The organism is Sorangium sp. So ce1153, assembly GCF_051521595.1.
In the GTDB taxonomy this organism is placed as follows: Bacteria; Myxococcota_A; Polyangia; order Polyangiales; family Polyangiaceae; genus Sorangium.
On the sequence record NZ_CP150361.1, the window covers coordinates 184966 to 208638 of the forward strand.

The 23673-nt window shown below is 69.3% G+C and carries 17 protein-coding genes; 8 read left to right on the top strand and 9 right to left on the bottom strand.

Annotated features, from left to right (window positions below):
* Positions 1 to 34: 34 nt before the first annotated feature.
* On the bottom strand, positions 35 to 1570 hold the full coding sequence (locus WME85_RS00680; RefSeq protein ID WP_437834211.1) for a hypothetical protein: 1536 nt from the start codon (positions 1568 to 1570) through the stop codon (positions 35 to 37).
* Between the two features lie 181 nt (positions 1571 to 1751).
* Between WME85_RS00680 and WME85_RS00685 the strand changes: the two genes are divergently transcribed.
* Together WME85_RS00685 and WME85_RS00690 are read left to right on the top strand one after the other, a co-directional pair.
* Positions 1752 to 3110, top strand: a complete 1359-nt coding sequence (locus tag WME85_RS00685; protein ID WP_437834213.1) for a sigma 54-interacting transcriptional regulator — start codon at positions 1752 to 1754, stop codon at positions 3108 to 3110.
* Between the two features lie 260 nt (positions 3111 to 3370).
* Positions 3371 to 4447, top strand: a complete 1077-nt coding sequence (locus tag WME85_RS00690; RefSeq protein ID WP_437834215.1) for a response regulator transcription factor — start codon at positions 3371 to 3373, stop codon at positions 4445 to 4447.
* A gap of 59 nt (positions 4448 to 4506) precedes the next feature.
* Here the strand turns inward: WME85_RS00690 and WME85_RS00695 are convergent, their stop codons facing one another.
* The 3 genes from WME85_RS00695 to WME85_RS00705 form a co-directional block, all read right to left on the bottom strand.
* Positions 4507 to 5247 carry an iron-containing redox enzyme family protein gene (locus tag WME85_RS00695; RefSeq protein ID WP_437834217.1) on the bottom strand — a complete coding sequence of 247 codons (741 nt, stop codon included), beginning with the start codon at positions 5245 to 5247 and terminating at the stop codon, positions 4507 to 4509.
* Positions 5248 to 5278: 31 nt separating this feature from the next.
* Positions 5279 to 6076, bottom strand: coding sequence for a GNAT family N-acetyltransferase (locus WME85_RS00700; RefSeq protein WP_437834219.1), 798 nt, complete (start codon positions 6074 to 6076; stop codon positions 5279 to 5281).
* 267 nt (positions 6077 to 6343) lie between these two features.
* Positions 6344 to 7204: a class I SAM-dependent methyltransferase gene (locus tag WME85_RS00705; protein ID WP_437834222.1), complete on the bottom strand. Its 861-nt coding sequence runs from the start codon at positions 7202 to 7204 to the stop codon at positions 6344 to 6346.
* 537 nt (positions 7205 to 7741) lie between these two features.
* On the opposite strand from WME85_RS00705, the gene WME85_RS00710 reads away from it, so the two are divergent.
* From WME85_RS00710 to WME85_RS00720, 3 genes are read left to right on the top strand one after another with little or no spacing between them, the layout of a single operon-like run.
* Positions 7742 to 9259 (top strand): TIGR04463 family radical SAM/SPASM RiPP maturase, encoded by a 1518-nt coding sequence (locus tag WME85_RS00710; protein WP_437834224.1) that lies wholly within the window; start codon positions 7742 to 7744, stop codon positions 9257 to 9259.
* Positions 9260 to 9271: 12 nt separating this feature from the next.
* Entirely contained in the window at positions 9272 to 11233 is a 1962-nt protein-coding gene (locus tag WME85_RS00715; RefSeq protein WP_437834226.1) for a RiPP maturation radical SAM C-methyltransferase, read from the top strand.
* 41 nt (positions 11234 to 11274) lie between these two features.
* A complete protein-coding gene (locus tag WME85_RS00720) occupies positions 11275 to 13893 on the top strand; it encodes a Cys-every-fifth RiPP peptide CefA (protein WP_437834227.1) in 2619 nt (872 codons plus the stop codon).
* An 80-nt stretch (positions 13894 to 13973) separates the two neighbouring features.
* On the opposite strand, the gene WME85_RS00725 is transcribed toward WME85_RS00720, so the two are convergent.
* The 3 genes from WME85_RS00725 to WME85_RS00735 form a co-directional block, all read right to left on the bottom strand.
* Positions 13974 to 14336 (bottom strand): GIY-YIG nuclease family protein, encoded by a 363-nt coding sequence (locus WME85_RS00725; RefSeq protein ID WP_437834229.1) that lies wholly within the window; start codon positions 14334 to 14336, stop codon positions 13974 to 13976.
* Positions 14337 to 14345: 9 nt separating this feature from the next.
* Positions 14346 to 15230: an SDR family NAD(P)-dependent oxidoreductase gene (locus WME85_RS00730; protein WP_437834231.1), complete on the bottom strand. Its 885-nt coding sequence runs from the start codon at positions 15228 to 15230 to the stop codon at positions 14346 to 14348.
* 896 nt (positions 15231 to 16126) lie between these two features.
* Complete coding sequence (locus WME85_RS00735; protein ID WP_437834232.1) at positions 16127 to 16327, bottom strand: hypothetical protein; 201 nt, start codon at positions 16325 to 16327, stop codon at positions 16127 to 16129.
* Between the two features lie 212 nt (positions 16328 to 16539).
* Between WME85_RS00735 and WME85_RS00740 the strand changes: the two genes are divergently transcribed.
* Both WME85_RS00740 and WME85_RS00745 read left to right on the top strand, forming a co-directional pair.
* The gene (locus tag WME85_RS00740; RefSeq protein WP_437834234.1) at positions 16540 to 18306 is read left to right on the top strand and encodes a Vps62-related protein; all 1767 of its coding nucleotides are present in this window, start codon (positions 16540 to 16542) and stop codon (positions 18304 to 18306) included.
* A 123-nt stretch (positions 18307 to 18429) separates the two neighbouring features.
* Positions 18430 to 18951, top strand: coding sequence for a hypothetical protein (locus WME85_RS00745; RefSeq protein WP_437834236.1), 522 nt, complete (start codon positions 18430 to 18432; stop codon positions 18949 to 18951).
* Here WME85_RS00745 and WME85_RS00750 read toward each other — a convergent pair.
* Complete coding sequence (locus WME85_RS00750; RefSeq protein WP_437834238.1) at positions 18878 to 21592, bottom strand: nSTAND1 domain-containing NTPase; 2715 nt, start codon at positions 21590 to 21592, stop codon at positions 18878 to 18880. The genes WME85_RS00745 and WME85_RS00750 overlap by 74 nt on opposite strands.
* Positions 21593 to 21638: 46 nt before the next feature.
* Between WME85_RS00750 and WME85_RS00755 the strand changes: the two genes are divergently transcribed.
* The gene (locus WME85_RS00755) at positions 21639 to 21944 is read left to right on the top strand and encodes a hypothetical protein (RefSeq protein WP_437834240.1); all 306 of its coding nucleotides are present in this window, start codon (positions 21639 to 21641) and stop codon (positions 21942 to 21944) included.
* A 360-nt stretch (positions 21945 to 22304) separates the two neighbouring features.
* Here WME85_RS00755 and WME85_RS00760 read toward each other — a convergent pair whose 3' ends face one another.
* Positions 22305 to 22979 (bottom strand): ADYC domain-containing protein, encoded by a 675-nt coding sequence (locus WME85_RS00760; protein ID WP_437842618.1) that lies wholly within the window; start codon positions 22977 to 22979, stop codon positions 22305 to 22307.
* Positions 22980 to 23673 lie beyond the last annotated feature (694 nt).

Consider the following 23673-nt stretch of genomic DNA (forward strand, 5'->3'; position numbering starts at 1 on the left):
GCGCGCGACGGCGGGCCGCGGGCTCAGGTCGTGCTCACCCGGGCACGGCGACGATCTGGCCGGTCAAGTGCAGCGCGGAGGTGTCCCAGACGAGCCCCGGCGCGAGCGGCAAGTCGATGTCCACCGACTCGAACGCCCCCACGAGGGCGCCGCCCCAGCCGAGCAGGGTGACCGTGTCTCCGGCCTGGAAGGGCAGGGCGCCGTCCGCCGCGCGGACCTCCAGCGCCCCGCCGCCCAGGACCACGTCCCCGTCGACGTAGAGGAGCGGCGCGGCGCTCGGCCCCGCGACGGTGAAGCGCGTGCTCGCGAACCCGAGCTGGGTGTAGCTCCCGGCGATGGTGGTCGAGGCGTGGGCCTCGCCCACGACCAGCGTGCCGAACGCGGTGTTGGAGAGATCGCCCACGAAGCTGCTGGTGTCGAGTCGCCCTTGGTAGAAAGAGAAGCCGGTGTTCGACTGGAGCTCGATCACGCCCGCGGTGAGGCTACCGTTCGACAGGAGCACGGCCCACTGCGGGCCACCGGGGCCGCCGGGCAGCGACCCGACGCGGAGGGTGCCCTCGATCGTGACCGCGCCGCCCCCGTCGATCTGCAGCGCCGGATAGATGGATGTGTACAGGGACGCGAGGATCGTGACATCACCGCGGTTGCTCCACGAGGAGTAGACGTCTTCCAGGAGGATGTAACCCGAGCCGCCCTGCGAGCGGAGCACGGTCTCCCCGGTCACGAGCGTCCCGTGAGCGCCGAGGACGACCCCGCCGAAGCCAGCGTTGCCTCCCACCTCGAGGAGCTCCTCGTTCGTCCAGGTGCCGCCCCAGCCGCTCACGCTGACAACGCTGTTCTCGTAGTTGTTGCCGACCACCACCGCGTGCACCGTGGAGAGCTCGCCGCGGTAGATGGATAGCTGCGCGGCCCTGCCCCCCGCGCCCACGATGAACTCCCCCGTGCTCACCCACCTCGTCCCGGAGCCCGTGATGCTCGCCTGGATCGGGCCGAGCGGGGTCCTGTAGCCGGTGTATCCGAACCAGACGTCGTGCGAGAAGAAGCTCGCGCCTTGCCTGAGCTCGACCTTGCCACCCCACATATGGCCGATGTACGCGATCGTCCGGCTCGTCAGGGTCGCGTCGTATCCCTCGACGAGCACCGAGCCGTAGGCGTGGGGGTACGGCCCGCTGACCACGAGATCGTCGGTGATCACCTGCGCGCCTCTCCGCACGATCAGCGTGCCGGTGGACGATTCGTGTCCGCCGAGCTCGAGGGTGCCATCGTTGATCCACGTCGACCGGTACCCGGTGACCTCGACCGTGCCGCTGCCCTCCTCGTACGGTCCCCCGAGGACCGCGCCGGCGCTGATCACCGTCCCCCGGTTGGTGACGAGCACGCTCCCCGAGCGGGGCGGGCCCGGGATCGTGCCGGCCACCAGCAGGGGGCTCGCCCCGAGGTTCCATGGGTCGGTCGCGCCCGCGGGCGACACGTCTCCGGAGACGGTCACGTCCGCGCGCGCCGGCCCCGCCGCGCTCACCGACACCGCCGCGAACAACGCCGATACGACGCACCGAGCTTGCTGGTTCATAGATATCCCTCTCCGTGAAGAAGTTCACTCCACAGAACGCATCGTTTCGCCCTCGCTCCGGCGGGCGCCGGAAGCGGGAGGTCAGGATCCTCGAGCTCGTGCCGGGGAGACTGCAGGCGCCATCGGGCCATGGGGGGGCGCGCGGCGGGAATACCACCTTGGTGGTACGATCGTGCCCTCCATGCCCCGCTCCGACGACGGCACCCTCACCGCGCAGCCCTCTGCAGACCGGCTGACGCTGCGCTCCAACAAGATCCGCGTGGAGGTCGTCCAGGGCCCCGACGCCGGGGCCGTCATCGAGCTCCCCGGCCCCGAGGCGAGGATCGGGAGCGATCCCGGCTGCGATCTCCAGCTCAAGGACCGGATGGTCAGCCGGCTGCACCTCGTCCTGCGGATCGAGCGGGACCGGATCCGGGTCATCGACCCGGGGAGCCGCAACGGGACGACGGTGGACGGGGTCCAGGTCCGCGACGCCTATGCGCGGCCCGACGCGTCGATCCTGATCGGGAGCTCGGCCCTGCGGCTGCGGATGCTGAGCACGATCGTGGAGCTGCCGATCTCCACGCGAGATCACTTCGGCGGCCTGCTCGGCAGGAGCGTGGCCATGCGCCGGATCTTCGCGGTCCTGGAGCGCGTCGCGCCCACGGACACGACGCTGCTCATCGAGGGGGAGAGCGGCACCGGCAAGGAGCTCGCCGCGCGCGGCGTCCACGAGGCGAGCGCGCGGGCGGGCGGTCCGTTCGTCGTCTTCGATTGCTCGACGGCCTCGTCGGCGCTGCTCGAGAGCGAGCTCTTCGGGCACAAGAAGGGCGCGTTCACCGGAGCCCTCGAGGACCGCGTGGGGATGTTCGAGGAAGCCGACGGCGGCACGCTCTTCCTGGACGAGCTCGGGGAGCTCCCTCCCGATCTGCAGCCCAAGCTGCTCCGGGTGCTGGAGAGCGGGGAGGTGCGGCGCGTCGGCCTCAACAAGCCGCGCCGCGTGGACGTCCGGGTGGTCGCCGCGACGAACCGCTCGCTGGCCCGCGCGGTCGAGCTGGGGGCGTTCCGGGAAGATCTCTATTACCGCCTCGCCGTGGTGCCGATCCGCCTCCCCCCGCTCCGCGAGCGGCCCGAGGACATCCCGCTCCTGGTGCAGCACCTGGAGCAGCAGCTGGCCAGCCGCATCCCGGGCGCCGCGCCGCTCCCCGAGCGCGTCGTCGACCTCTTCGCCGAGCAGTCCTGGCCCGGGAACGTGCGGGAGCTGCGCAATGCGGTGGCGCGCGCGCTCGCCCTCGGCGCGCCGGTGCCCGCCGGCCAGGGGCCGCGGTCGCCCTCTGGCGCCGGTGGGCTGGAGGTGCGGCTCGACGAGCCGCTGCTCGCGGGCCGGAGCCGCGTCGCGAGGGACTACGAGAAGGCCTACATGGAGCTCGCGCTCAAGCAGACAGGGGGCAATGTCTCGCAGGCCGCGGAGATGGCGGGGATCGGCAGGAAGTTCGCCTACACGCTGATCCACCGGTTCGGGCTGCGCGGGAGCGATGAAGGGCCCTCGGAGCCCGAGTGACCGCCAGCGACAACGTCATCGCCGTCCCACGTCGAGCGCCCGCACCGGCAGAGGCGATGGGGCACGGGCTGAGCGCCGTCCTCCGCGGAACGTGACCCTGCCGCGCGGCTCGGCTCGCCTCGCGACCGAGCCCGGGCGAGCGGCTCCCGGGAGCGCCGCGCGGGCCGTGCGCTCGGCATCCGCCTGTCGAGCTCGCCGCGTACCCCTTTGGTGGTATGCGCGCGCGCGGCGAGCGGCGCATCCGGTATTCTCGACTACCGATGCGATCCCCCATCCATCTGACGGCGCGGGAGCAGCGGATCACCTGGGAGCTCCTCGAGCTCCTGCACGGCTCCCTCGATCTCCACGAGGTCCTGCGCGGTGCGTACGGCGCGCTCTGCAAGCTGGTGCCGGCGGACCACGGCGCGCTCTGCGTCTCGCTCTCCGGGCAACCCACGGCGTACGACTGGGCCGTCGCCGATCTGCCGCCGGAGCTGTTCGCGGGGTACGCCGATCTGGCGCCCCACGACTTCGTCCGGAGCGCGGCCATCGCGCGGCCGAACGTGGTGCTGCGCGACAGCGAGATGCTGCCCCGCGACGCCATCGAGCGGAGCGTGATGTACAGGCGCAGCCGGGAGCTCGGGATGCGGCTGGAGCAGGCCATGGCGGTCCTGCTCGCGGTCGAGCCGGACTGGCACGGCGGGATCACCCTCTACCGCGACAGGCAACGCCCTTTCTCGGACCGCGAGCGGGCCCTCTTGCAGCACCTCGCCCCTTCGATCGCGGCCGCGACGCGGACCTGCCGCCGCCTCGGCGACTCGGTGCGGCGCGGCGACGCGCTGGAGGCGGCGCTCCGCCGCGAGGGGGTGGAGGTCCTGGTGGTCGCCCCGCCCGGGTCCGTGCTCGCGCGCAGCGCGGGCGCCGAGGCGCTGCTCGAGCGCTGGTTCGCGCCCGTGGAGCGGAGCGCCGGCGCCCTCCCGGCGCCGCTGGCCGGCGCGCTCGGCGCGGCCGCGGCGGCGCCTGGCTCCGGCGCCGAGGCCGCGCCCTGGATGCGGCGCACGCGCGACGGACACCTGCGCGTCGACTTCGTCCCGTTCGTCGAGCGCGGGCGGCTGCTGTGGGTGGTGGAGCTGCGCGAGGGGGCGGCCGCGGCGGCGCCGGCGGCGTGGAGAGGGCGCCTCACCGACCGGCAGGTCGAGGTGGCGGAGCGCGTGCTGCGCGGCTGGGACAACGCGCTGATCGCCGAGGATCTCGGGTGCACGCCGGCGACCATCAAGAAGCACCTGCAGCGGGTCTACGACGCCCTGGGGGTGCCGAGCCGGGCGGCGCTCATGGTCCGCGCGACGGAGCGGAGCTGAGCCAGGCTTCAGCGCGAGGGCGCTCCACCGTGTGAGGTGTCACGGCGCAACCTCGTGGTCTAACCGCGGTCGGTCGGCGCGCGAGCGGCCGCGCCTGCCACCGCGCCGGTGACCATGTCCGGATACAGCGTCCGGGTGACCCGCGCCGACAGGAGGATGGCCTCCCGCGCCGCGGGGCAGGGGATCGTCGCGAGCAGCCCCGCGAGCTCGCGCACGTGCCCTTGGTCGGCGTCGGCGTGCCCCTGAAGGAACCGCACCGCGCCCGCGATGCCGGGGATGCGCGCCCGCGCCACGAGGCGCGCCGCGACGTCTCCCGCGCGGTGGACCGAGAGCGCCTCCAGCACGTACGCCGTGCCCAGGAAGGCCTCGGGCGCGCCCGCCTCGGCGGTGTAGCGGCTCCAGGCGACATAGGCCTGCGTCGCCGGCGCGGGCTCCGCGCGCGTGACCGCCTCCGGGTCGCGCCCGAGCGCGGCGAGATCGTCGAGGGCCCATTGCTCGTGCCCGGACTCCTCCTCCGCCTTGCGGAGCAGGAGGGCCGCGAGGATGCCGCGCCCGTCCGCCGCGCCTGTCTCGCCCGGGTCCCCGGTGCACCGGGCGCCGAGCCGCGCGCCGGCCTGCGCGCACAGCGGTCGAGTCCAGCGCACGTAATGATAGATCTGCTCGAGGAAGGCCGCGTATTCGGCGGCCGTCGCGGCGCCGTCATACAGCCGGCGGATCGCGGGATCCGCGTCGAGGCGGAGGAGCAACGCCGCGACCTCCTGATCGAGGGTGGTGATCCAGTCGAGTGTGTCCGTTGTCATGGTGTTTCTCCGTGCAAGAGGATTGGCTCGATCAGGCGGCCTTGCGGGTCACGGGCGCGGTCCTCGCGGGGTGCGGCGCGATCGCCTGCTCCTCCACCGAGGCGAACAGGGGAATGGCGAACCGGCGGAAGCGGCTGTCGTACCGCGCCGGGCCGACGAAGCGCGCGGCCATCCGGCGGGTGAACACCCGGAGCGGTTTCGGCAGCTGCAGCCCGCCGAGCGCGCCGGCGCGGGCGCGCGCGCGCTCCTCGTCGCCATAGAAAGGGAAGCCCGGCGAGGTAGGCGGGAGATCGCCGCCGAGCGGGGAGACCTGGACCCGGGCGCTCACGAGCCCGAGCGCGGCGGCCACCTGGACGACGATCGCGGCGTCCTCCGCGTGGTCGGTCTCCGCGTTCACCGCGGCGATCCAGTGCGTGACGCCGCGGCGGCGGCTCTCGTCGATCAGGGCCGCGTGGAGCGCGTCCAGGGCGCCGCCGCTCCGGTGCCGCTCGAGGACGCAGAAGCGGGTGACCTCCGCGAGCGAGAGCCCCGGGACGTGGAGGACACCGAGATCGAACCTGGACTCGAGGTCCACGCCGAGGCGGCCGCGGCGCGCGAGCGCCACCTCGGGGTTGGGCAGCAGAAGCCGGGCGGTCGCGATGGGCTGCCCGTCCGCGTAGGCGACGACATGGAGCGTCGTATCGAGGGTATCGAACGGATCGACCTCGCGCGGCGCAGCGGGCGCGGTCGCGAGGAGGTTCATCTCCTGACCGAAGACCTCCCAGCGGACGCGGAGCGCGTCGTCGAGATCCTTGCGTGTATGCACGATACGGCATTGAATCGAGGTCATCTTCGACTCCTCCGGCCTGGGGCGCAGGCCTGCTGAGAGGGTTCCTGCTCGCGGCGACATCACCGGCTCACGCCGACGGGAACTCGCAGCGTGTGCGCCCTGTGAATTGCAACGGTCGTGCCGTGGGGGGCTGTGGCGAACGGGGCGTATTCCTGGGGGCGAGAGCGCCCAGGAGTGGCGTCAGCTGGAAACAACCGGGGGGCGCGCCAGGGCCGCGGGTGGCTCCGGCCGGAGACAGCGCTCGGCGAGGCGGCCGCGCCGCCGCGATCAGCCCGCGGCCGCGGTCACGATCCACACGGCGCTGCCCATGCGCACGCCCCCGGGACCGTCGTGGGGCGCGATGGCGTCGCGCAGGTCGGCGCGCACGCGGTCGATGAGCTCCGGCGTGGCCTTCGCCTCGCGCAGCGCCGCGCTCGCGGGGCCCAGCTGGAGGAGGAGCTCCACGGCCTCGTCGAGCGGACGCCCGCCCGCCACCGAGAGCTCGTGGTCGACCGGCTCGTGATGGATCTGGACGAAGCCCGCGCGCGACAGGATGTCCCGCACGCGGGCGGCGTCGGCGAACGCGAAGGGGCCGGGCGCGTGCGGATCGGGCTGCGGCATGGAGACGTGCCTGGCCGCCGTCATGGCCGGCACGAGCAGCCACGGGTTCTCCTGGAGCGGCCGCCAGCAGGCGAAGGCGAGGCGCGCTCCGTGCCGCAGCGCCCTGCGGAGGTTCCCGAAGGCCGCCTCGGGGTCGGCGAAGAACATGACGCCGAAGCGCGAGTAGAGGACGTCGAACGGCCCGGGCAGCGCCGCGCTCTGGGCGTCCGCGTTCTCGAAGGTCACGTTCGCGGCGCCCGCGGCCTGCGCCGTCGCGCGCGCCTTTTCCAGCATGGGGGCGGAGATGTCGACGCCGACCACGGCGCCGCCCGCGCCGACGCGCCGGCCGAGCTCGAGCGACGTCTCGCCGAGGCCACAGCCGACGTCGAGGACGCGCTCCCCTGCGGCGACCATGGCGCGATTCATGGCGAGGAGGCCCAGCGGCCGGATCTGCGCCGCGATGACGTCGTCGAGGGCCACCCATTTCGGCCCGGCGACCTCGTTCCAGTAACGGATCTGATCGGCGTTCGGTCCAGCTACCTCGATCATCGCTCGAGCTCCTTTCGACAAGCGCACGGTGAGTCTTCCGGCGGTCACCGAGAGGTATCTCTCCTCGGCGCCCAGTTCCATCCTCTCGGCGTCCGGCTCACCGACGGAGCGGCTCTTCGGCCAGACGCTCGCCGAGGAAACTCGCCCTCGGCGAGGCGGCGAGACGCTCACGACACGCACAACCGGGTCATCTCCTCCATCTCCGCGTCGCGCTCGTCATGGCTTGTGAGTGAAGATGACGATAGCTCCGGATCTCCTCGGCTTGGCTGTCCAGGGAGACGCCCGCGATCTCCTGATCCATCGTGGAGACGCGCAGATACCCCGGGTGAACCCATGGATGACATTGAACGAGGTGAACTTCACCCCGGCGGCCACGAAGCCCGTGCCCCTCCTACCTGGCGCGGGTGATCTGGGCGGGCGATTCTTTCTTGGCCCTGCAACGACGTACCGGCTCTGCTCGCTCCAAAGACTCGCGCCGCCTTGATGGGGCACGACCGTCCGCTGCGCCCGGGACGGCGGTGCAAGGAGCCATTCACGATGATCCAGAGGCGAACCTCTCGTTATACCATCCTGATCCCGCTCCACCGGTATCGGGCCCTCGCCTATAATGGCATGAGCGGCGCCTTCGCAGTCTGGGAGGCCGAGGAGCTCGCGGCGTACGAGCGTATCCGGGACGGCGACCGCCAGGACGCCATCTCCCCGGCCGTCGTCTCGGCCCTCGAGCACGGCGGCTTCATCCTGCGCGACGACATCGACGAGCTCTCCGTTCTGAAGACGCAGTACGACGCTCACCGCTACCGCAAGGATGTCCTGACCCTCACCGTGGCGCCGACGCTCGCCTGCAACTTCGGCTGCGATTACTGCTTCCAGGGCCAGGACAAACCCACCGAGACCATGAGCGCGGAGGTTCAGGACGCCATCGTCGCCCTGGTGCAGCGCGCCGCGCCCCGCATGAAGGTGATGGGCATCGCCTGGTACGGCGGTGAGCCGTTGCTCCGCCGCAAGGTCATCGAGTCGCTGAGCGATCGCGTCATCGAGGTCGCCGATCGACATCGGGTCAAATACGAGGCGAGCATCGTCACCAACGGCTACCTCCTGAACGCCGAGGCGGCGCGCTCGCTGAGCGCCCGCCGCGTCCGCCAGGCCCAGGTCACCCTCGATGGCGGCGAGGCGCACCACGACGCCCGCCGCTATCTCCTCTCCCGCAAGGGCACCTTCGCCCGCATCGTCGACAACCTCCGCGAGGTCGTCGAGGCCGCGCCAGGGCTGCAGATCGCGGTGCGCGTCAACATCGACGATAGAAACCGCGACGACATCCGGGGCCTGCTCGAGAGCATGGCCGCGGCGGGGCTCGGGGGGCGCAAGAACCTCAAGGTGTACTTCGCGCCCGTCGAGGCCATCACCGAGGGCTGTCACGAGATCGAGGAGAGCTGCCTCAGCAAATCGGCGTACGGGCGGCTCGAGGCCGACCTCTACCGTCACGGATTCGAGCTCGGCCTCACGCAGCTCCCGTACCCGCCCCGCTTCCACGGCACCTGCGCTGCCGTGCGCCCGGGCGGCTTCGTCGTGCTGCCGAACGGCGACCTGCACAAGTGCTGGGACACCGTCTCGTGGCCCGAACGGCGCGTGGGCACGATCTTCAACCTCGAAGCCCTGCCCGCGAACGAGGCCCTCCTGCGCTGGATGCGCTGGACCCCCTTCGTCAACGAGACCTGCAAGAACTGCAAGCTCTTGCCGAACTGCGCGGGCGCCTGCGCGTACAAGTTCGTCCACGCCGACCTCACCCGCGGCGAAGCGGCCGTGCTGCCGTGTCCGAGCTGGAAGTACAACATCAAGGAGCGCCTCCTGAACCGCGCCCTCGCCGTGGGCGCCGTCACCGCGGACGACTTCGACCCCGGGGCGGTGCGCACCGATCCGGCCGAGCTCTGCGCCGACACCGCGCTCGCAGGCGAGGCGCTGCCGCCCGAGATGCAGGCGTTTTACGACGCGCACGCGCAGAAGGCGGCGTCGAAGAAGCGAAAGCTCCCTCTGCTCCAGGGCGAGCGCGCGCTCTGACGGAGGCCGCCCATGATCCGCCTCGTCAACATGCCCTTCGGGTCGCTGCTGCGGCCCCCGCTCGCGCTCGGCCTGATCCAGGCCCAGCTCCGCGGCGCCGGCCTGCCCGCCAGCACCCTCCACCTCACCTTCGACTTCGCCCGCCTCATCGGCTTCGGCGCGTACGAGTCGATCGCCTTCTTCAAGGGCGTCGAGACCCAGGTCGGCGAGTGGCTCTTCGCCGAGGCCGCGTGGCGCCGCCGCTTCGGCCCGGGCGAGGAGGAGTTCCTGGCGCGCGCGGAGGGCGAGCTCCGGAACATCGCCAAGGTGCCCGACCCGGCGGCGTGGCTGCTCCGCATCCGCCGCGAGATCGTCGGCCCCTTCCTCGAGCACGCGTACCGCCGGGTGATCGAGGGCGGCGTGCCGCGCGCCGTCGGCTTCTCCTGCATGTTCTTCCAGACCATCTCCGCCCTGGCCCTCGGGCGGTTGCTCAAGGAGCGCCACCCGGAGATCAAGCTCGTCTATGGCGGCGCCTGCTTCCACGGCGAGATGGGCGAGGAGCTCCTCCGGAAGGCGCCGTGGATCGACGCCGTCTCGACGGGCGAGGCGGACGACGTGATCGTCCCCCTCTTCCGCGCCCTCGCGGCCGGCGAGACGCCGCGCGAGCTGCACGGCATCCTTGCGCGCGACGCGGGCGGCACCGTCGTTACGGGGCCGCCGGCCGCGCCCGTGGGCGCCGCGGTGCTCGAGGCGCTGCCCGACCCGTCGTTCGACGAGTTCTTCGCGGACGCGGCGCGCGTCGCCCTCGACAAGCAGCCGAGCTGGCAAGAGCGGGTCGCCGTGCCGTTCGAGGCCTCGCGTGGGTGCTGGTACGGGCAGAAGAAGCACTGCACCTTCTGCGGCCTGAACGGCGAGGGGATGACCTACCGCAGCAAGAGCGCCGAGCGCGTGCGGTCGACCCTCGCCTCGCTCGCTGCGCGTTACCCCGTGCGGAGCCTGCAGGGCACGGACAACATCCTCGCGACGGACGCCTGGCGGGCACTCTTGCCGCGCCTCGCCGAGCAGCGGGTGCGCTCGCGCGGGCGGGCGGTGGACCTGTTCTTCGAGGTGAAGCCCAACCTCGATCGGGACGAGATCCGCGCGCTCGCCGACGCGGGCGTGACGTTCATCCAGCCGGGCATCGAGAGCCTGTCTTCGCGCCTGCTCTCGCTCATGGGCAAGGGCGTCAGCGCCCTGCAGAACGTCTTCCTGCTCAAGTGCTGCTCGGAATACGGCATCACCCCCTACTGGAACGTGCTCATCCGCGTGCCCGGCGAGTCGGCGGAGGATTACGCGGCAATGGCCGCGTGGATCCCGTTGCTCGCGCACCTCCGGCCGCCGAGCGGCGGCGTGCCGAAGGTCGAGCTGCACCGGTTCAGCCCGTACTTCACGCGGCGCGGGGTGTGGACGGAGGACGTGCGCCCCGCCCGCTGGTACGCCGCGCTCTTCCCCGAGGACACGGTGGAGCTCGACAAGGTGGCGTATTACTTCGACGCGACCTGGAAGGACACGCTCGGGGATCCGGCGTACGACGAGCTGCTCGGGCTGCTCCACGTGTGGATGGGGCGCTTCCGCGAGCAGCCGGAGCCGCCGCGGCTCGTGATGCGCGACGAGGCGGGCGGGGGGCTCGCGATCGAGGACACGCGCTCCGCTGCGCCCGCGACGCACCGGCTCGACCCGGTGGAGGCGGCGATCTACCGGGCGGTGACGGACATCGCCACGCCGCGGCGGGCGCGCGCGCTCCTGCCCGCGGAGCTCGCCGAGCGCCTCGACGAGGAGGCGGTCCGCGCGCGGCTCCGCGCCCTCGTGGCCGCGGGGCTGGCGATCGTGGAGCGGGACAGGTTCCTGGGGCTCGCGCTGCCGCCCGCAGCGCGCGAGGTGCCGCTCGCGGAGCGGCGGGTCGCGGTGCGCCGCGTCGCCGGCGAGGCGCCGCGGCGGCTCCCGGTGGTGGCCTGAGGCGGAGGAGCGACGACGACCGAGAGGACGAGGAGAAGAGGATGCGATACATCGTGCAACCGCTGACGGGCAACAGCATGAATCACCCGTCGTATTCGTTCAACCACAGCAAGCGGTACTCGCTCGCATTGGGCGAGAGCGGCCTCGCCATCACCGCAGGCGAGCTGAACTTGCCAGATCAATACCATGAGCGTGTGACAGGTCTCCATCACAGTATGTGGGTGGCAGCGCTGGACCAGCAATGGCAGTTCGAGCCGGTCGACGACGGAGCGTGGTTCCGGATCGTCAGCGTCGCCACGGGCAAGGTGGTCGAGCCTCTCACATTTCTGCAAGGGACGGCCCTGGTCCTCGCCGACAAGCTCCCGGACGCCTCGAAGCAGATGTGGAAGCTCGTTTATCTCGGAGGGAGCCGGTTCAGGATCCAACCGCGCGATGGTCACGGAGAGTGGAATTCATACGATTCTCTCATCATGCTTGGATCCGGAGGAGCAGGAGTCCAGTTCAGCGAGATCCTCGACATGGACGCAACATCCGGCGGCTCCTCGTATCCGGTCGATCCGAGCAAGCGGTACTCGATCAGCAAGGACGGGAGCCGCGTCGCTGACGCGGGAGCCGTGGGTGGCCCTGTCGTGGAGACCACGTGGACGGGAGCGCCGAACCAGCAATGGCATTTCGAGCCGATCGACGACGGAGATTGGTTCCGGATCGTCAGCGTCCCCAGCGGCAAAGTGATCGACACCGTCACGTTCAGCGGCTCCGGTAACACTTACCTTGGCCTCGCCGACAGAGACCCGGGCGCATCCAGTCAGAGGTGGAAGCTCTCCTGTGTCGGCGGGGGGTGCTTTCAAATCCACAACGACCGGGGCGAGGGTTGGAGAACCATGGAAGATAAATATATCGTCCATAACGACCCCGAAATGCTTCGGTCCGTGTTTCGGTTCACCGAGATCCTCGACCAGGAGCCCGCCTCCAGCTACGACCGCAAGGTGACGCTCTACAGCGAACCCTCGTACGCCGGCGAGCACCAGGAGCTCCCGCTCGGGGTCCACGACCCGATCGCGCTTGGCCTTCCCATGGTGCAGTCGCTGAAGGTCCCGCCTGGGCTGCGCGTCGTCCTGGGCAAGAAGGACCGCTTCACCGAGACGAGCAGGGCGTTCTCCGCGGACACCGCCTCCCTCGGAGATTTCGATGGCAGCATCACGTACGCATTCGTCGAGCTCGCCGCTTCGTTCCAGAAAGAACAGGATTACGGCGGCGAGCACGTGGCGCTGGGCACGGGAAACTACCGCACGAGCGAGGTCGAGAGCCTCGGGTTGCTCCTCTCGGGCTTCTTGTCGGTCCGCGTGCCGGCCGGGCTGGAGGTGGTCCTTTTCGAGGAGGACGATTTCGAAGGCAACCGCCGCGTGCTTTTGTCCGACGCGGCCGAGCTCGCCGACTTCACCGGCAAGACCAGGTCGATCCAGATCAAGACCATCGGCGCCATCATCCCGGAGTCGGCCCTGCGGTATGGCGACAAGATCGTGCTCAAGTCGTTCGATGGCACACGGCTACATGCGAACGGCGTGGCGGTTGTAACTCGCGATGAGGGCCATACATTCACGGTGTACCGCGCCGGGGGGACGACGACGAAGGACTACGTTTGCTACGGAGACACGATAGCCCTGCACGCGGACTCGGGTATGGGCGTCTATGCCTGGCTGGAAACCAATACGCGTCTGTGGTACGCCGCTCTCCGGGATGACCCGCCGTCCAATTCACACTATTATGCCATTCTGAGGTTCGGGGGGCCGACCCAGAGCCAGACCTTCGTTGCGAAGGGCGATGCGTTCCTCCTGTTCTCCCTCGAGTGCAGGATGTTCATGTCGGTCGACTGGGGCCACGTCCTTCACCTGTCGCAAGCCACGGAGCGAGAGACGTGGACCCTGGAGACGATCCTGCGGGGAGGCGATGAGGTGCGCGGGCTCGCGCCCTACGACGTGCCGGCGGCCGACTACTTCGCGGTCCGCGAGAACCGGGGGCCGGCCATCGCCCCCGACGCGCGTCTCGAACTGCGCCGCGCCAACGCGCTCGCCGACGCGAACCTCCGATCTTGCTCCGCGGACACGTGCGGCGCGCAGCACGATTTCACGCTGCCCTGCGCCGCGGATCACTGTGGCGCGGCGGTCTGCGGCGCCAACCTGAGTTTCGCCCAGGTCTGTGGCGCCGCGACGCACCTCGTCGCGGTCTGCGGGGCCAACGTCGCCCACCTGCACGCCTGCGGCATCGAGCAGGTCCTCGCCCAGATTTGCGGCACCGCCGCTTGCGGCGCCGATGCCTGCGCGATCGCGGGCTGCGCCGCCAACGCCTGCGGCGCCGCGGCGTGCGGCGCGGCCGGCTGCTCCGCGGCCGGGTGCGGGGCCGCGGCCTGCGGCGTGCAAGCGTGCGGGGGCGACGCCTGCCTCGCGGACGGCTGCGGCGGCAACGGCTGCGTCCTCGACGGCTGCCCCATCGCCGTGTGCGGCGGCAACGGCTGCGGCGCGGATGGCTGCGTCGTCGCGCACGGGACCTGCTCCGTCGACGTCTGCGGCGCCAACGCCTGCGTCATCAACCTCTGCCCCGCCGACGCCTGCGCGGCCGACGCCTGCTTGATCGACGCCGTGCCCGTCATCCCCTTCATCTGACCGCGAGCTACGTTCACAACCAGCCTTCGTTTGGGTTGGATCCTGAATTCGGGGCGGGGTGGTGAAGACCGAAGCGTGATCTACGCTGAGGCGAACGCCGGCATCGGTTCGACCTGCGACGGGGGCGGCGTCAGAGGAAGTCCGGCGGACTTGGCCACCTGTCGTTCCTGCCGCTTCGCGACGCTCTGCCGGTACTCCTTGGCCTCGGCCAGTTTGGTGATCTCGATCTCGCCGTGCAGCTTGCGCACAACCTCCGCGACCTCATCGATCTCGACGTGGAAGAACTCCTTCCTCTCATTGATCAGGTTGACCCGCCGGTAGTGGAACTCACGGCGAAGAGCGTTCTCCAGAGCGGGGGCATCCTCGGACCAGATCATGGCGTGGACATCGAACTCGAACGGCACCGAAGCGTCGCCCAGTTCGGCTCTATTCAATGTGCTCACGGATGCCGCTCACGCGTCGGCGTCAATGCTCTTGGGCTTGGCGCCGGCGGCCAGCATCTCCTCGCGCATGCGCTTGTACCTGTAGCTGGCTAGCTTGAGGCTGAGCGCCGGAGACAGGCGATCGAGGTACCAGAATGCCTTCCACCATTTGGGCAGGACGATGATCGCCTCGTTGCGGGCGACGGCGTCGAGCGTGCGACGCGCGAGCTCTTCGGGGGGCATTGGGCGCAGGCGCTCCGACATGCGCATGATGGCCTCTTTGGAGACGTTCTCCACGTTGATACGGCCGTACACACCGCCGGTGAGGATGGGTGTGCGGATGGTGCCGGGGCACAGGACGGAGGCGCGGACGCCGTAGCGCTCTGCCTCCACGCGGAGGGCCTTGGTGACGGCGACGACGGCGTGCTTGGTGGCGGTGTAGGCGCCCCCGTTAAAGCCCGCGATGAGGCCTGCGACGGAGGCTGTATTCAAGATGTGTCCTGAACCCTGCTTCACCATGATCGGGTAGACTGCCTGGATGCCGTGAACGACGCCGCGCAGGTTGACGTCGATGACGTCGTCCCAGTCCTCTTGCACGTAACTGGCCATCTCGCCCCCGACGACGATGCCGGCGTTGTTGAACAGGTAGTCGATGCGGCCTGAGCGCTGCAGCGTGTCTTTTGCGATGGCCTTGAAGGCCGGGAGGCTGCGCACGTCGAGCTCGGCGGCGGTCGCGCGACCTCCGCGGTCGGTGATGCCTTTGGCGACCTCCGCGGCGACGCTGTGCTGGCGATCCGCCAGCACGACCTCGCACCCTCGATGGGCGAGCTCTTCACCGAGCGCGCGGCCGATGCCGGAGGCGCCTCCGGTGACGATTGCGACCTTGTTTTCAAGCGCTTTCTGGTTGGTGCTCATCGGGCGCGGACGCTATCACGTTCACGCGCCGCGCACGATCTGCCCCTCGAGATCGATGTGTAGACAGCAGCGCCGCGGTGAGCGGTGAGAGCGGTGCCGCGGCGCGGCCGCATGTTCGTACCGGGGGCGGGGTGCTCCAGGAGGCCGCCGCCGTCCAGAGCTCGTCTCTGGCGCTTCTACGGGGCCGTCCTGCGCCCGAGCGCGTCCTCGGCGCCTCTAAGCCATTCCCGAGCTCTCTGGCGCTTCTACGGGGCCGCCCTGCGCCCGAGCGCGTCCTCGGCGGCCGCCCTTCGCCCGATCTCGGGGCGACGCCCGCGAGTGGAGGCGTGCCTCGCCGAGACCAACCGTTCGGTGGACGAACACCGCGGCCACCCGGACCGCTGGCGGATGGGCGCTCGGGTGTTCGCCAACCAGTTGGTTGGCGAACACCCCCGCCACGTAGCCGCCTGCGCACCTGCGCAACACCACCGCGGCGAAGCCCTCGAGCAGTGGCGGGGGCCGCGGGATGGTCGAGGCTGCGGGGCCTGCGGAGCCCGATCGGACGATCCGTAGCCGGTCTCGTGGCCGCCCGACGATAGCGCCGCGACGTGCGGTGCTCGCGGCCGGCGCGGACGCGAGCGCGACGTCGTGCGGCTCCAGGCGCGTGAGCGCTAAATTCCCGATACTGATTCGGGAACGCCAGCAATTCCAAGTGCTTGGACGGAAAGCTTGCAGGTCGGCCTCTCCGTACGCTCGTGGGTAGGGCGATGAGGACATCCGGCTTCGTAGCCGCCAGGCCACGCCGCTCGTGAGGAAGAGAGAGGACCCATTGGCGGATAGGGACGTTGGTCAAGATTCGGCCGGTGATGCCTGCCGCCACGTCGCACATCCTCCTCGCGCTGCAGCTCGAAGGCATCCTATCGTATGGCTGTACCCTGCTGGCTCGAGCCCGTCGAGGGGGTCGCGCGCAGCCGAACCACCAGGATATCGTCGAGCCCCAGGCTCACCGTGCTCCCCAGGTTGTCTTCCGTCACGACGAGCTCGTGGCAGGTCTGCGCAAAGGCCGTGTGCACCGGGACCAGGGAAATCGCCGCCAGCACCACATGAACGAGCTTCATGCCTGTCTCCCTCGAAAAACGAAGAGCTGTTCTCCTCACGTAGAACATGCGGCCGACCACGAGGATGACCAGGCTCTGGGACTCGCGCTCAAGCCCCGCCCGATTGCCCGGTTGTCCCCAGCGCACCATGGACCGTCCAGAGGGCGGCGATCCGATCGCTCCGCGAACGCTGCCCTGGTCCGACCAGATCCAGCTCACCCCAGGAGGCAGCGATGTCAATTCCCCTCGACACCGTAAAGGCGTTCGCGCCGATCATCCATTTTCACAAGGACGAGCAATATCTGCCCTGCAGCATCGAGCACATCTTGAAGAACGGAGCCTTGAAGGACTGGAGCCCGACGCCGATCTGGCACCAGACCAGCGTGGTCCCGGCTATGATCGCCTTCCGTGACAAGCTCTGGATGATTTACAGCGAGCCGCACTCCTCGCAGCTGTGGGTGACGAGATCGAGCGACGGCCTCGAGTTCGAAGACGCCGTCGAGATCCAGGGCCAGGGGACGACGGTGCCGGGCCTGGCCACCTTCAACGACAGGTTGTGGATGGCCTACGCCCGCGCGGACTCGGAGATCGTCGTCACCAGCTCGGCCGACGGGCTCACCTGGACGGCGCCCCACACCATCGGGCAACAGACGACCGCGACGCCCGCGCTGGCAACCTTCAACAATCAGCTCTGGATGACCTACCGCGACGCGCACGGGACGGACATCTGGGTCACCAGCTCGGCCGATGGCAACGACTGGAGCAAGAACTTCCACAAGACCGGTCAGCAGACTCGTTATTATCCCGCGCTGGCCGTCTTCAGAGGTCAGCTCTGGATGGCCTACTCCGATCAGGGCAGCGCAGAAATCTGGATCACAAGCTCTGCCGACGGCAACGACTGGAGCAAGAACTTCCACAAGATCGGCCAGCAGACCGGGGTCCCGGCGATGGCCGCGTTCAAGGGCGAACTCTGGATGGCCTACACCGGGGAGCACTCGTCGGAGATCTACGTCACCAGGTCGGCCAACGGCAACGACTGGAATTGGTACCAGCAGATCGGGCAACAGACCTCGGTCCCCGCGCTGGCGACGCTCAACGATCAGCTCTGCATGACGTACACCGGTGCAACCAACTCCCAGCTCTGGGCCACGGTGTCCGACGATGGACTCGTCTGGCATCGCCCCGACATCCCCAACCCTACCCAGCAGGACATGCTCAGCAATTCGAGCACCAGGACGTACGTGGACATCAACCCGTCGCAGTATCCCGGCGAGGGCCTGACTGCCCCGATGTACTACGCAGTTCAGGAGTTTGCCGACCACAAGGAGATCACCTACCTCATCCTCTGCGCGTTCAACGGCCCGCAGACCGTATACGTGAACGCCTTCGACCTGAAGTGCACTCTGGCCGACTATGCGAGGCACCCGGGGGACATCGAGCGCGTGACCGTGCGACTCGAGCAAGGGCCTGATGGGCTCGCGATGTCCGGGATGACGGTCGAGGCCCACGGGGTGTCGACTTGGATCGATAGGGCCAATATCCAATTCCAGGATCGGCACCCGCTGGTCTACAGCTCTCTCAACGCGCACGGCACCTACAATTACAAGGATCAGAACACGTGGGTCATCGAGGATAGGGTTCCTCTGATCGCCGAGTTCGGCGACGCCCTCGACACCAACGGCGACCCGGGTGGGAGCGCCAAGATCTGGGTGCCGAGCGAGTACCGACTCGTTGGCCTGGATGGCAACGGTAACCCTATCGGCAACCAGCTTTGGGCCAAGTTCAGGGGCCGCATCGGCGGTCACGTGGAGAACGGCCTCCGCGACGGCCGCCATTTCGATGGCCGTGGCCTCAGTTCCACCGAGTGGACCTTCATCAACGGCGTGGACTGGATCGGCAAATCAAGTGGACTGATCTCGTCCAAGCTGCGCAGCGGTGACGGGCCGGTGGGTCTGGGGCAGCGGTCTTACATCGGTCCCGGTTCGTCGAGCCGCCGCTAGCTAACAAGGGCCCGCTGCCGCACGCCGAGGCGCTCGAGATCCTCGCCCAGGTGGCCAGGGCGCTGGACAAGGCCCATGCCGCGGGCGACGAAATCCGGAGCATTCGTGGGGACGCTGAGGTACATGGCCCCCGAGCAACTCCGGGAGTCGAGCGTCGCGCTCGGCCCGCCCGTGGATCTCTGGGCGCTCGGGCTCGTGGCCTTCAAGCTGTTGACCGGCGAGGTGTACTGGAACGCCGAGTCGCTGCTCGATGTCGTGCTAGCGATCACCGTAGATCCCATGCCCGCGCCCACGCAGCGGGCGCCGTCGCTGCCGCCCGCGTTCGACGCGTGGTTCGCGCGCGCATGCAATCGCGAGCCCGGCGCGCGGGGCGACGTGGACGCGACGCCCTGCGTCGGGCGCGACGCTGAGATCCGGTGGCTCCTTGACCTATGGGAGCAGGCGAGCGGCGGCGCCGGTCAGATCGTGATCGTCGCCGGCGGAGGACGCCCTGGCGCTGCTCGAGCAAACGCGGACCTACATTGGCGAGAGCGGAGAGCGGCTGTACGTGCCCGAGCTCGATCGGGTCGCTCTACCGCTCTCCCCAGATCCAATCGTTCAACTCCTTCCATTGGCGCTTGCTCTCCACCGCCTTCCTTGCCTTGAGCGCCGCGACACGGGCGCTCTCGGCCTCGGCCTCGGCGTGCTTCCGGGCCTCCTCCATCTCCCGCAGCATCTGCTTGGTCCGCCATTGCTCGGTCTCGCTGTGCTGCCGCACCCTCTCCCCCGCGCTCTTCTCCGCCGTCACGCGGGCGCGTTCGGCCTCGACGTTGGCGCGCTTCAGGGCCTCCAACGCGTCGCGAAGCCTCAGCTCGGTCTCATTGCGCTGTGCCGCGACCACCTGGTACTCCAGGGTCACCATCACGAGCCCCGTCCCCGAGACCACCAGCAGCGACAGCGCTGCTATAACCCCGGTGACGAGCCGGCACCGCCGGCGCTGCCTGTGATCGGCCAGCCGGAGCACCGCTTCCAGGAAGCGCCGCTCCCGGTCCGGCAGCTGCCCCCGGTAGCGCTTGCGAAAGCCGCGCGCCTCCTCGGCCACCTTGCCGCGCCAGAGCATGTCCGTGGCGCGGTCGCTCGCATCCCACAGCCTCGCCGCCGCGCGCAGCCGGTCCAGGAATACCGCGTCTTCCTGGCTCTCGTCGAGCCAGCGCTTGAGCGTCGGCCACCGCTCGATCAGCGACTCGTGCACGATCTCCACCGTGCTGCCGGCGCGGTCGCTTCCCGTCTCGATCTCCAGGAGCCGCCCGTCGGCGAGCAGGCCCACGACCCGCTCGATCGCGCCTGGGTCCTCGGGCAGCTCGCAGAGCTCGCCCAGGCTGGCCACGGCGCACGTCCGCTCCGGCGTCACCAGGCGCACCAGGACCGCCCGCGCCAGCTTCGCCTGGCGCTCGCTCATCCCGGCAAGGAGCGTGTCGGCGTGGCTGGCCAGCGCGCCGGCCACGCCGCCGAGCGCCTCGTAGCTCGCCCGCGTGAGCAGCCGGCGCTTGCGATCGCGCATCTCCCACAGCCTCGCCGCCGTGAACTGAAGCAACGGCAGCGCGCCATGCGTCGACTCGAGCGCGTCGAGCATACCCTCGACCATCGCGGGATCCTCGATCTCGTGCCGAGCCGCTTCGATCGGCCTCACCAGCGCCTCGCGCAGCCCCTCGCGCCCCATCGGCAGGAGGAACACGAGGCCGCGGAGCATGGCCGCCATGAAACGCTCGTGCCCGGCCGTCCGTTCGAGGAAATCCGAGCGCACCGACACGACGACCCGCAGCGGCGACGAGGCGTCGTCGGCGATCCCCTCGAGGCACGCGAGGAACTCCGCGCGCTCACCGGCCGGGGCGCCGAGCGTGAACAGCTCTTCGAACTGATCGACGAACAGCAAGAGGCGCTTCTGCGCGCGTACCGCCCACCCGCGGAGCGCGACGCCGAGCAGGCCGGGCTCGGCGCGCAGCCGCTCGACCAAGCCCGAGCGCGCCCCCGCGCCGCCGTCCGGGGCGAGCGGTCGCATGTCGGGGCTCAGGGGCACGGCCGGGCTCGTGAAGAGCTCGGCGAGCGCCGCCATCGGCTCGCGTCCGGGCCGCACGATGAGCGCCTCCCAGCCCTCGCCGGAGCGCTTGAGCGCCGGGATCACCCCGGCCCGGACGAGCGATGACTTGCCCACGCCCGACGCGCCGGCGACCGCGAGCAGCGGCTGGTTGCGGAGGCGCGCGACCACGCCCGCGAGCTCCTGCGCGCGGCCGAAGAAGCGATCCGCGTCGGCCTCCTGGAAGGACGAGAGGCCGGCAAAAGGGCTCCCGTCGGCGCCGAGCTGCAGCTCCCGACGCCCGGGCAGGAGAGGCACGAGCTCGGCAAGGAGCTCCTCGGCGGACGCGTACCGCTCGGCTTTGCTCTTCTTCAGGCAGCGATCGATGATCGCGCCGAGCGGACCGATCTCGGGGTGGCGCGCGCCGACCTCGGGCATTGGCTCGTCGAGGACAGGCACGTTGAGGAGGTCCGTCCTGCTGCACGGATCGAGCGGGTGCGCGCCGAGCACGAGCTCGTGCAGCATGATGCCCACGGCCCAGACATCGCTGGATGGGTCGATTGCCATCCCACGCCACTGCTCAGGGGACATGTACGGCAGCGTCCCGATGATCCCGCCGTCGGCGGTGAGGTGCGGATCACCGGTCCGAGAGACCTCGGCGGCGCCACTCGCCTCGTCCTCGCGCAGCGTGGCGATACCGAAATCGACGACTTTGACGGCGCCCGACGCGTCCAGCATGATGTTCTCGGGCTTGAGGTCGCGATGGACGAGGCCAGACGCGTGCGCGCTCGCGAGCGCGCGCACGACGGGGAGCATCATGTCGACCGCCAGAGCGGGCGGCAGCGGCGCCGTCGAGACCTCCTCGCCAGCGTCCAGGGGCCTGCGCTGATTCATCCAGTCGCGGAGGCTTTGCCCCTCGATGTACTCGAGCACCATGTACGGGTAGCCGTCTTGCTCGTTCACCTCGTGGATCGTCACGATGTGCTCGTGCTTGCAGCGCGCGGTGGCCCGCGCTTCGACCAAGAAGCGCCGGACGCCGGTGCGGCTCAGCGTGGTGAGGAGCTTGATCGCGACGAGGCGGGCGAGCCGCGTGTCGCGCGCGAGGAACACCACGCCCATGCCGCCCCGGCCGAGCTCGCGCAGGAGCTCGTAATGGCCGATGCGGGTGCCGGTCGAAGGCGGCGGCCTGGTCTGAGACAGCAGCGAGGACGACGTGGCGACAGCCGCGGTCATCGCGAGGTCATTCCTCTCGCGAGCGCCCGCGGCCACGCCGCCGGGCTTGACCAGCGCGCTGTGGGGCAGCGTGGCGCTGGAGGGCGCTGCGGCGGCGATCATCGTGCTCGCGCAGGCTGCGGCCTTGCGCAATTCGCTGCTTATCGTTGAACCTCCCACGGTCGTGCTCGACCGCGCGTATCGTCGACGGAGCGGCTTCCCGGTGGCCAGCGTGGTGGACATCTCCCCTCCTCCTATGAAATACAACGCGCTGATCGACGTTCCATTCGCCACTTCGATGCCGCAAAATGGAAGAATGAGATTGCTTTGGTCCGATGATGTGGGACACGAATCTCCGGGTACCCGCCCATGAGTCCGTGGCCTGTTGATACCGCGGCATGGCCGAGTCTGTTGCGTGATCCGGTCGAGAATGCTCGACCATATTCCAGATTTGAGGCAATGGTGCCGGCTGGCGCCGAGCTGTGGGCGTCAGTGTCGGTGAGCTCGGTGCCCACGATGACGTGAATTCACAGCGCGAGGAGATGAGCTGGAGGAAGGCTCAAATTGACGCTGGCTCCTCGTCATGACCGACGAGGAGCCAACATTTGCTTGGGCCAAGAGGCTCCCGAGTTCGCGCTCGCTCCGGTTGTCCTGCGCTGGTCCTGGTGGCGGTAGCGGAATCAAGCGATGGCGCGGCTCCGTGACACTCACCCGCAGGAAGTACAGCGCAGTGCTACGGTAGCTTATCGACGCGCGGGGTGGCGTCCTCCGGCGGGTCGTCGGGGCAAGGATGGTTCCTGCACGACGTATTGAAGAGAAGCACGTCGCCGAGCCCCTTCTTCTCCGCTTCTTCATGAGAATCGCAGACTGGGAGGGCGGAGGCACACTCTGGGGTGAGAGCCGGCCAGCGCAGATGATTCCGGCAAACGGCGCCCTTGCCAGTCCATGCCGCCTCGAATCCGTGGCCCTGTTTTTGCGATGTCTTCTTGTTGAAGTTCGCGGCGTCCCAGACGTCGACGATGGTGTTATCCCTGGTCGCGCTCGTGCCATCGCCGCAATAGTCTGCGCGCGTCATGCGTACACAGGCATCGTGCATGTCGGACATGGGCTTTGGATGCTTTGGATCACCGGTATCCCAAGGCCGGTAGTGCCATTGCTGGTAACACTTCGCGGCGGCCGTCTCGTTCCCGTCACACGCAAGGGTGAGCACGTCGCCGCTCGATCGGTGCTCGCCGGTAATGTCGTCCCAAACGCCTTCAAACGCGATGGCGTATCCCGATTTGCAGATAGTCACCCAGCGATGCGCGGCGCCCTCTAACGGTAACGGCGGCCACTGAACTTCCAGCTTGTAGCGACGCGCGTTGCTCGGCGGCTCCACGCCGTCAGCTGCAACGTCGCTGATCCGCATATTCACGTTCAGCCTTGGAACGCCTACAGGCAACCTGGGCCTACGGATTTCGGGTGATGCACTTGCGTTTCTTCGCGCTCCTGTTGTTTTCGGAGGCGGGCACGCTATGCGGGCCCGGAACTGAACACCTCGCCACGCATCGCTCTGTAGTAAATTCTTCTCTCCGCCTGCAGAGAGAATTTCGCCCGAGAGCGCGCCATTCTCAATGCGTACGGCCACGATGGGCGCTCCATCCTTCGAAATCCCCGGACCCAGAAGGAACTCGATGTTTTTGGAACCTGAGCCATTGGGCCCCTCGCGCTCTAGGTTGGGGCCGGATGCCTCTCTGCATTTACGCCATGCCTCGACAGGGCCCGGCTCCCATCCATCCGCCGTGTCACGATTCAGCCCCGACGTATCGGGCGGCGCTGTGTCAACGGATCCATCGGGCGGCGCTGCGCCGCTGAGGGGGCCCGTCGCGCCCGATCCCGAGACCGTGCCCAAGTTGCACCCCTGGGTAGGGCCCAGTAGCGGCAGCCAGAGAACCAGAGCCGCCATGGAGTCAGACCATCGTCGAGTCGGCCGACTCCCGTGTAGGCCTGGTCCAACGGCCGGCGAGCCCACATTCCATCGACGTCGACGATCGTACAAAAAAGACGATGAGCACATGAGATCCTCCTACATCCCGAGCCCGAGGGGAGAAATTGCGTTCGGG

Excerpts from the sequence above, each read along its gene's own strand:
- WME85_RS00680 (WP_437834211.1), bottom strand. The coding sequence starts at position 1,570 with ATGAACCAGCAAGCTCGGTGCGTCGTATCGGCGTTGTTCGCGGCGGTG.
- WME85_RS00685 (WP_437834213.1), top strand. The coding sequence starts at position 1,752 with ATGCCCCGCTCCGACGACGGCACCCTCACCGCGCAGCCCTCTGCAGAC.
- WME85_RS00690 (WP_437834215.1), top strand. The coding sequence starts at position 3,371 with ATGCGATCCCCCATCCATCTGACGGCGCGGGAGCAGCGGATCACCTGG.
- WME85_RS00695 (WP_437834217.1), bottom strand. The coding sequence starts at position 5,247 with ATGACAACGGACACACTCGACTGGATCACCACCCTCGATCAGGAGGTC.
- WME85_RS00700 (WP_437834219.1), bottom strand. The coding sequence starts at position 6,076 with ATGACCTCGATTCAATGCCGTATCGTGCATACACGCAAGGATCTCGAC.
- WME85_RS00705 (WP_437834222.1), bottom strand. The coding sequence starts at position 7,204 with ATGATCGAGGTAGCTGGACCGAACGCCGATCAGATCCGTTACTGGAAC.
- WME85_RS00710 (WP_437834224.1), top strand. The coding sequence starts at position 7,742 with ATGATCCAGAGGCGAACCTCTCGTTATACCATCCTGATCCCGCTCCAC.
- WME85_RS00715 (WP_437834226.1), top strand. The coding sequence starts at position 9,272 with ATGATCCGCCTCGTCAACATGCCCTTCGGGTCGCTGCTGCGGCCCCCG.
- WME85_RS00720 (WP_437834227.1), top strand. The coding sequence starts at position 11,275 with ATGCGATACATCGTGCAACCGCTGACGGGCAACAGCATGAATCACCCG.
- WME85_RS00730 (WP_437834231.1), bottom strand. The coding sequence starts at position 15,230 with ATGAGCACCAACCAGAAAGCGCTTGAAAACAAGGTCGCAATCGTCACC.
- WME85_RS00735 (WP_437834232.1), bottom strand. The coding sequence starts at position 16,327 with ATGAAGCTCGTTCATGTGGTGCTGGCGGCGATTTCCCTGGTCCCGGTG.
- WME85_RS00740 (WP_437834234.1), top strand. The coding sequence starts at position 16,540 with ATGTCAATTCCCCTCGACACCGTAAAGGCGTTCGCGCCGATCATCCAT.
- WME85_RS00745 (WP_437834236.1), top strand. The coding sequence starts at position 18,430 with ATGGCCCCCGAGCAACTCCGGGAGTCGAGCGTCGCGCTCGGCCCGCCC.
- WME85_RS00750 (WP_437834238.1), bottom strand. The coding sequence starts at position 21,592 with ATGACCGCGGCTGTCGCCACGTCGTCCTCGCTGCTGTCTCAGACCAGG.
- WME85_RS00760 (WP_437842618.1), bottom strand. The coding sequence starts at position 22,979 with ATGCGGATCAGCGACGTTGCAGCTGACGGCGTGGAGCCGCCGAGCAAC.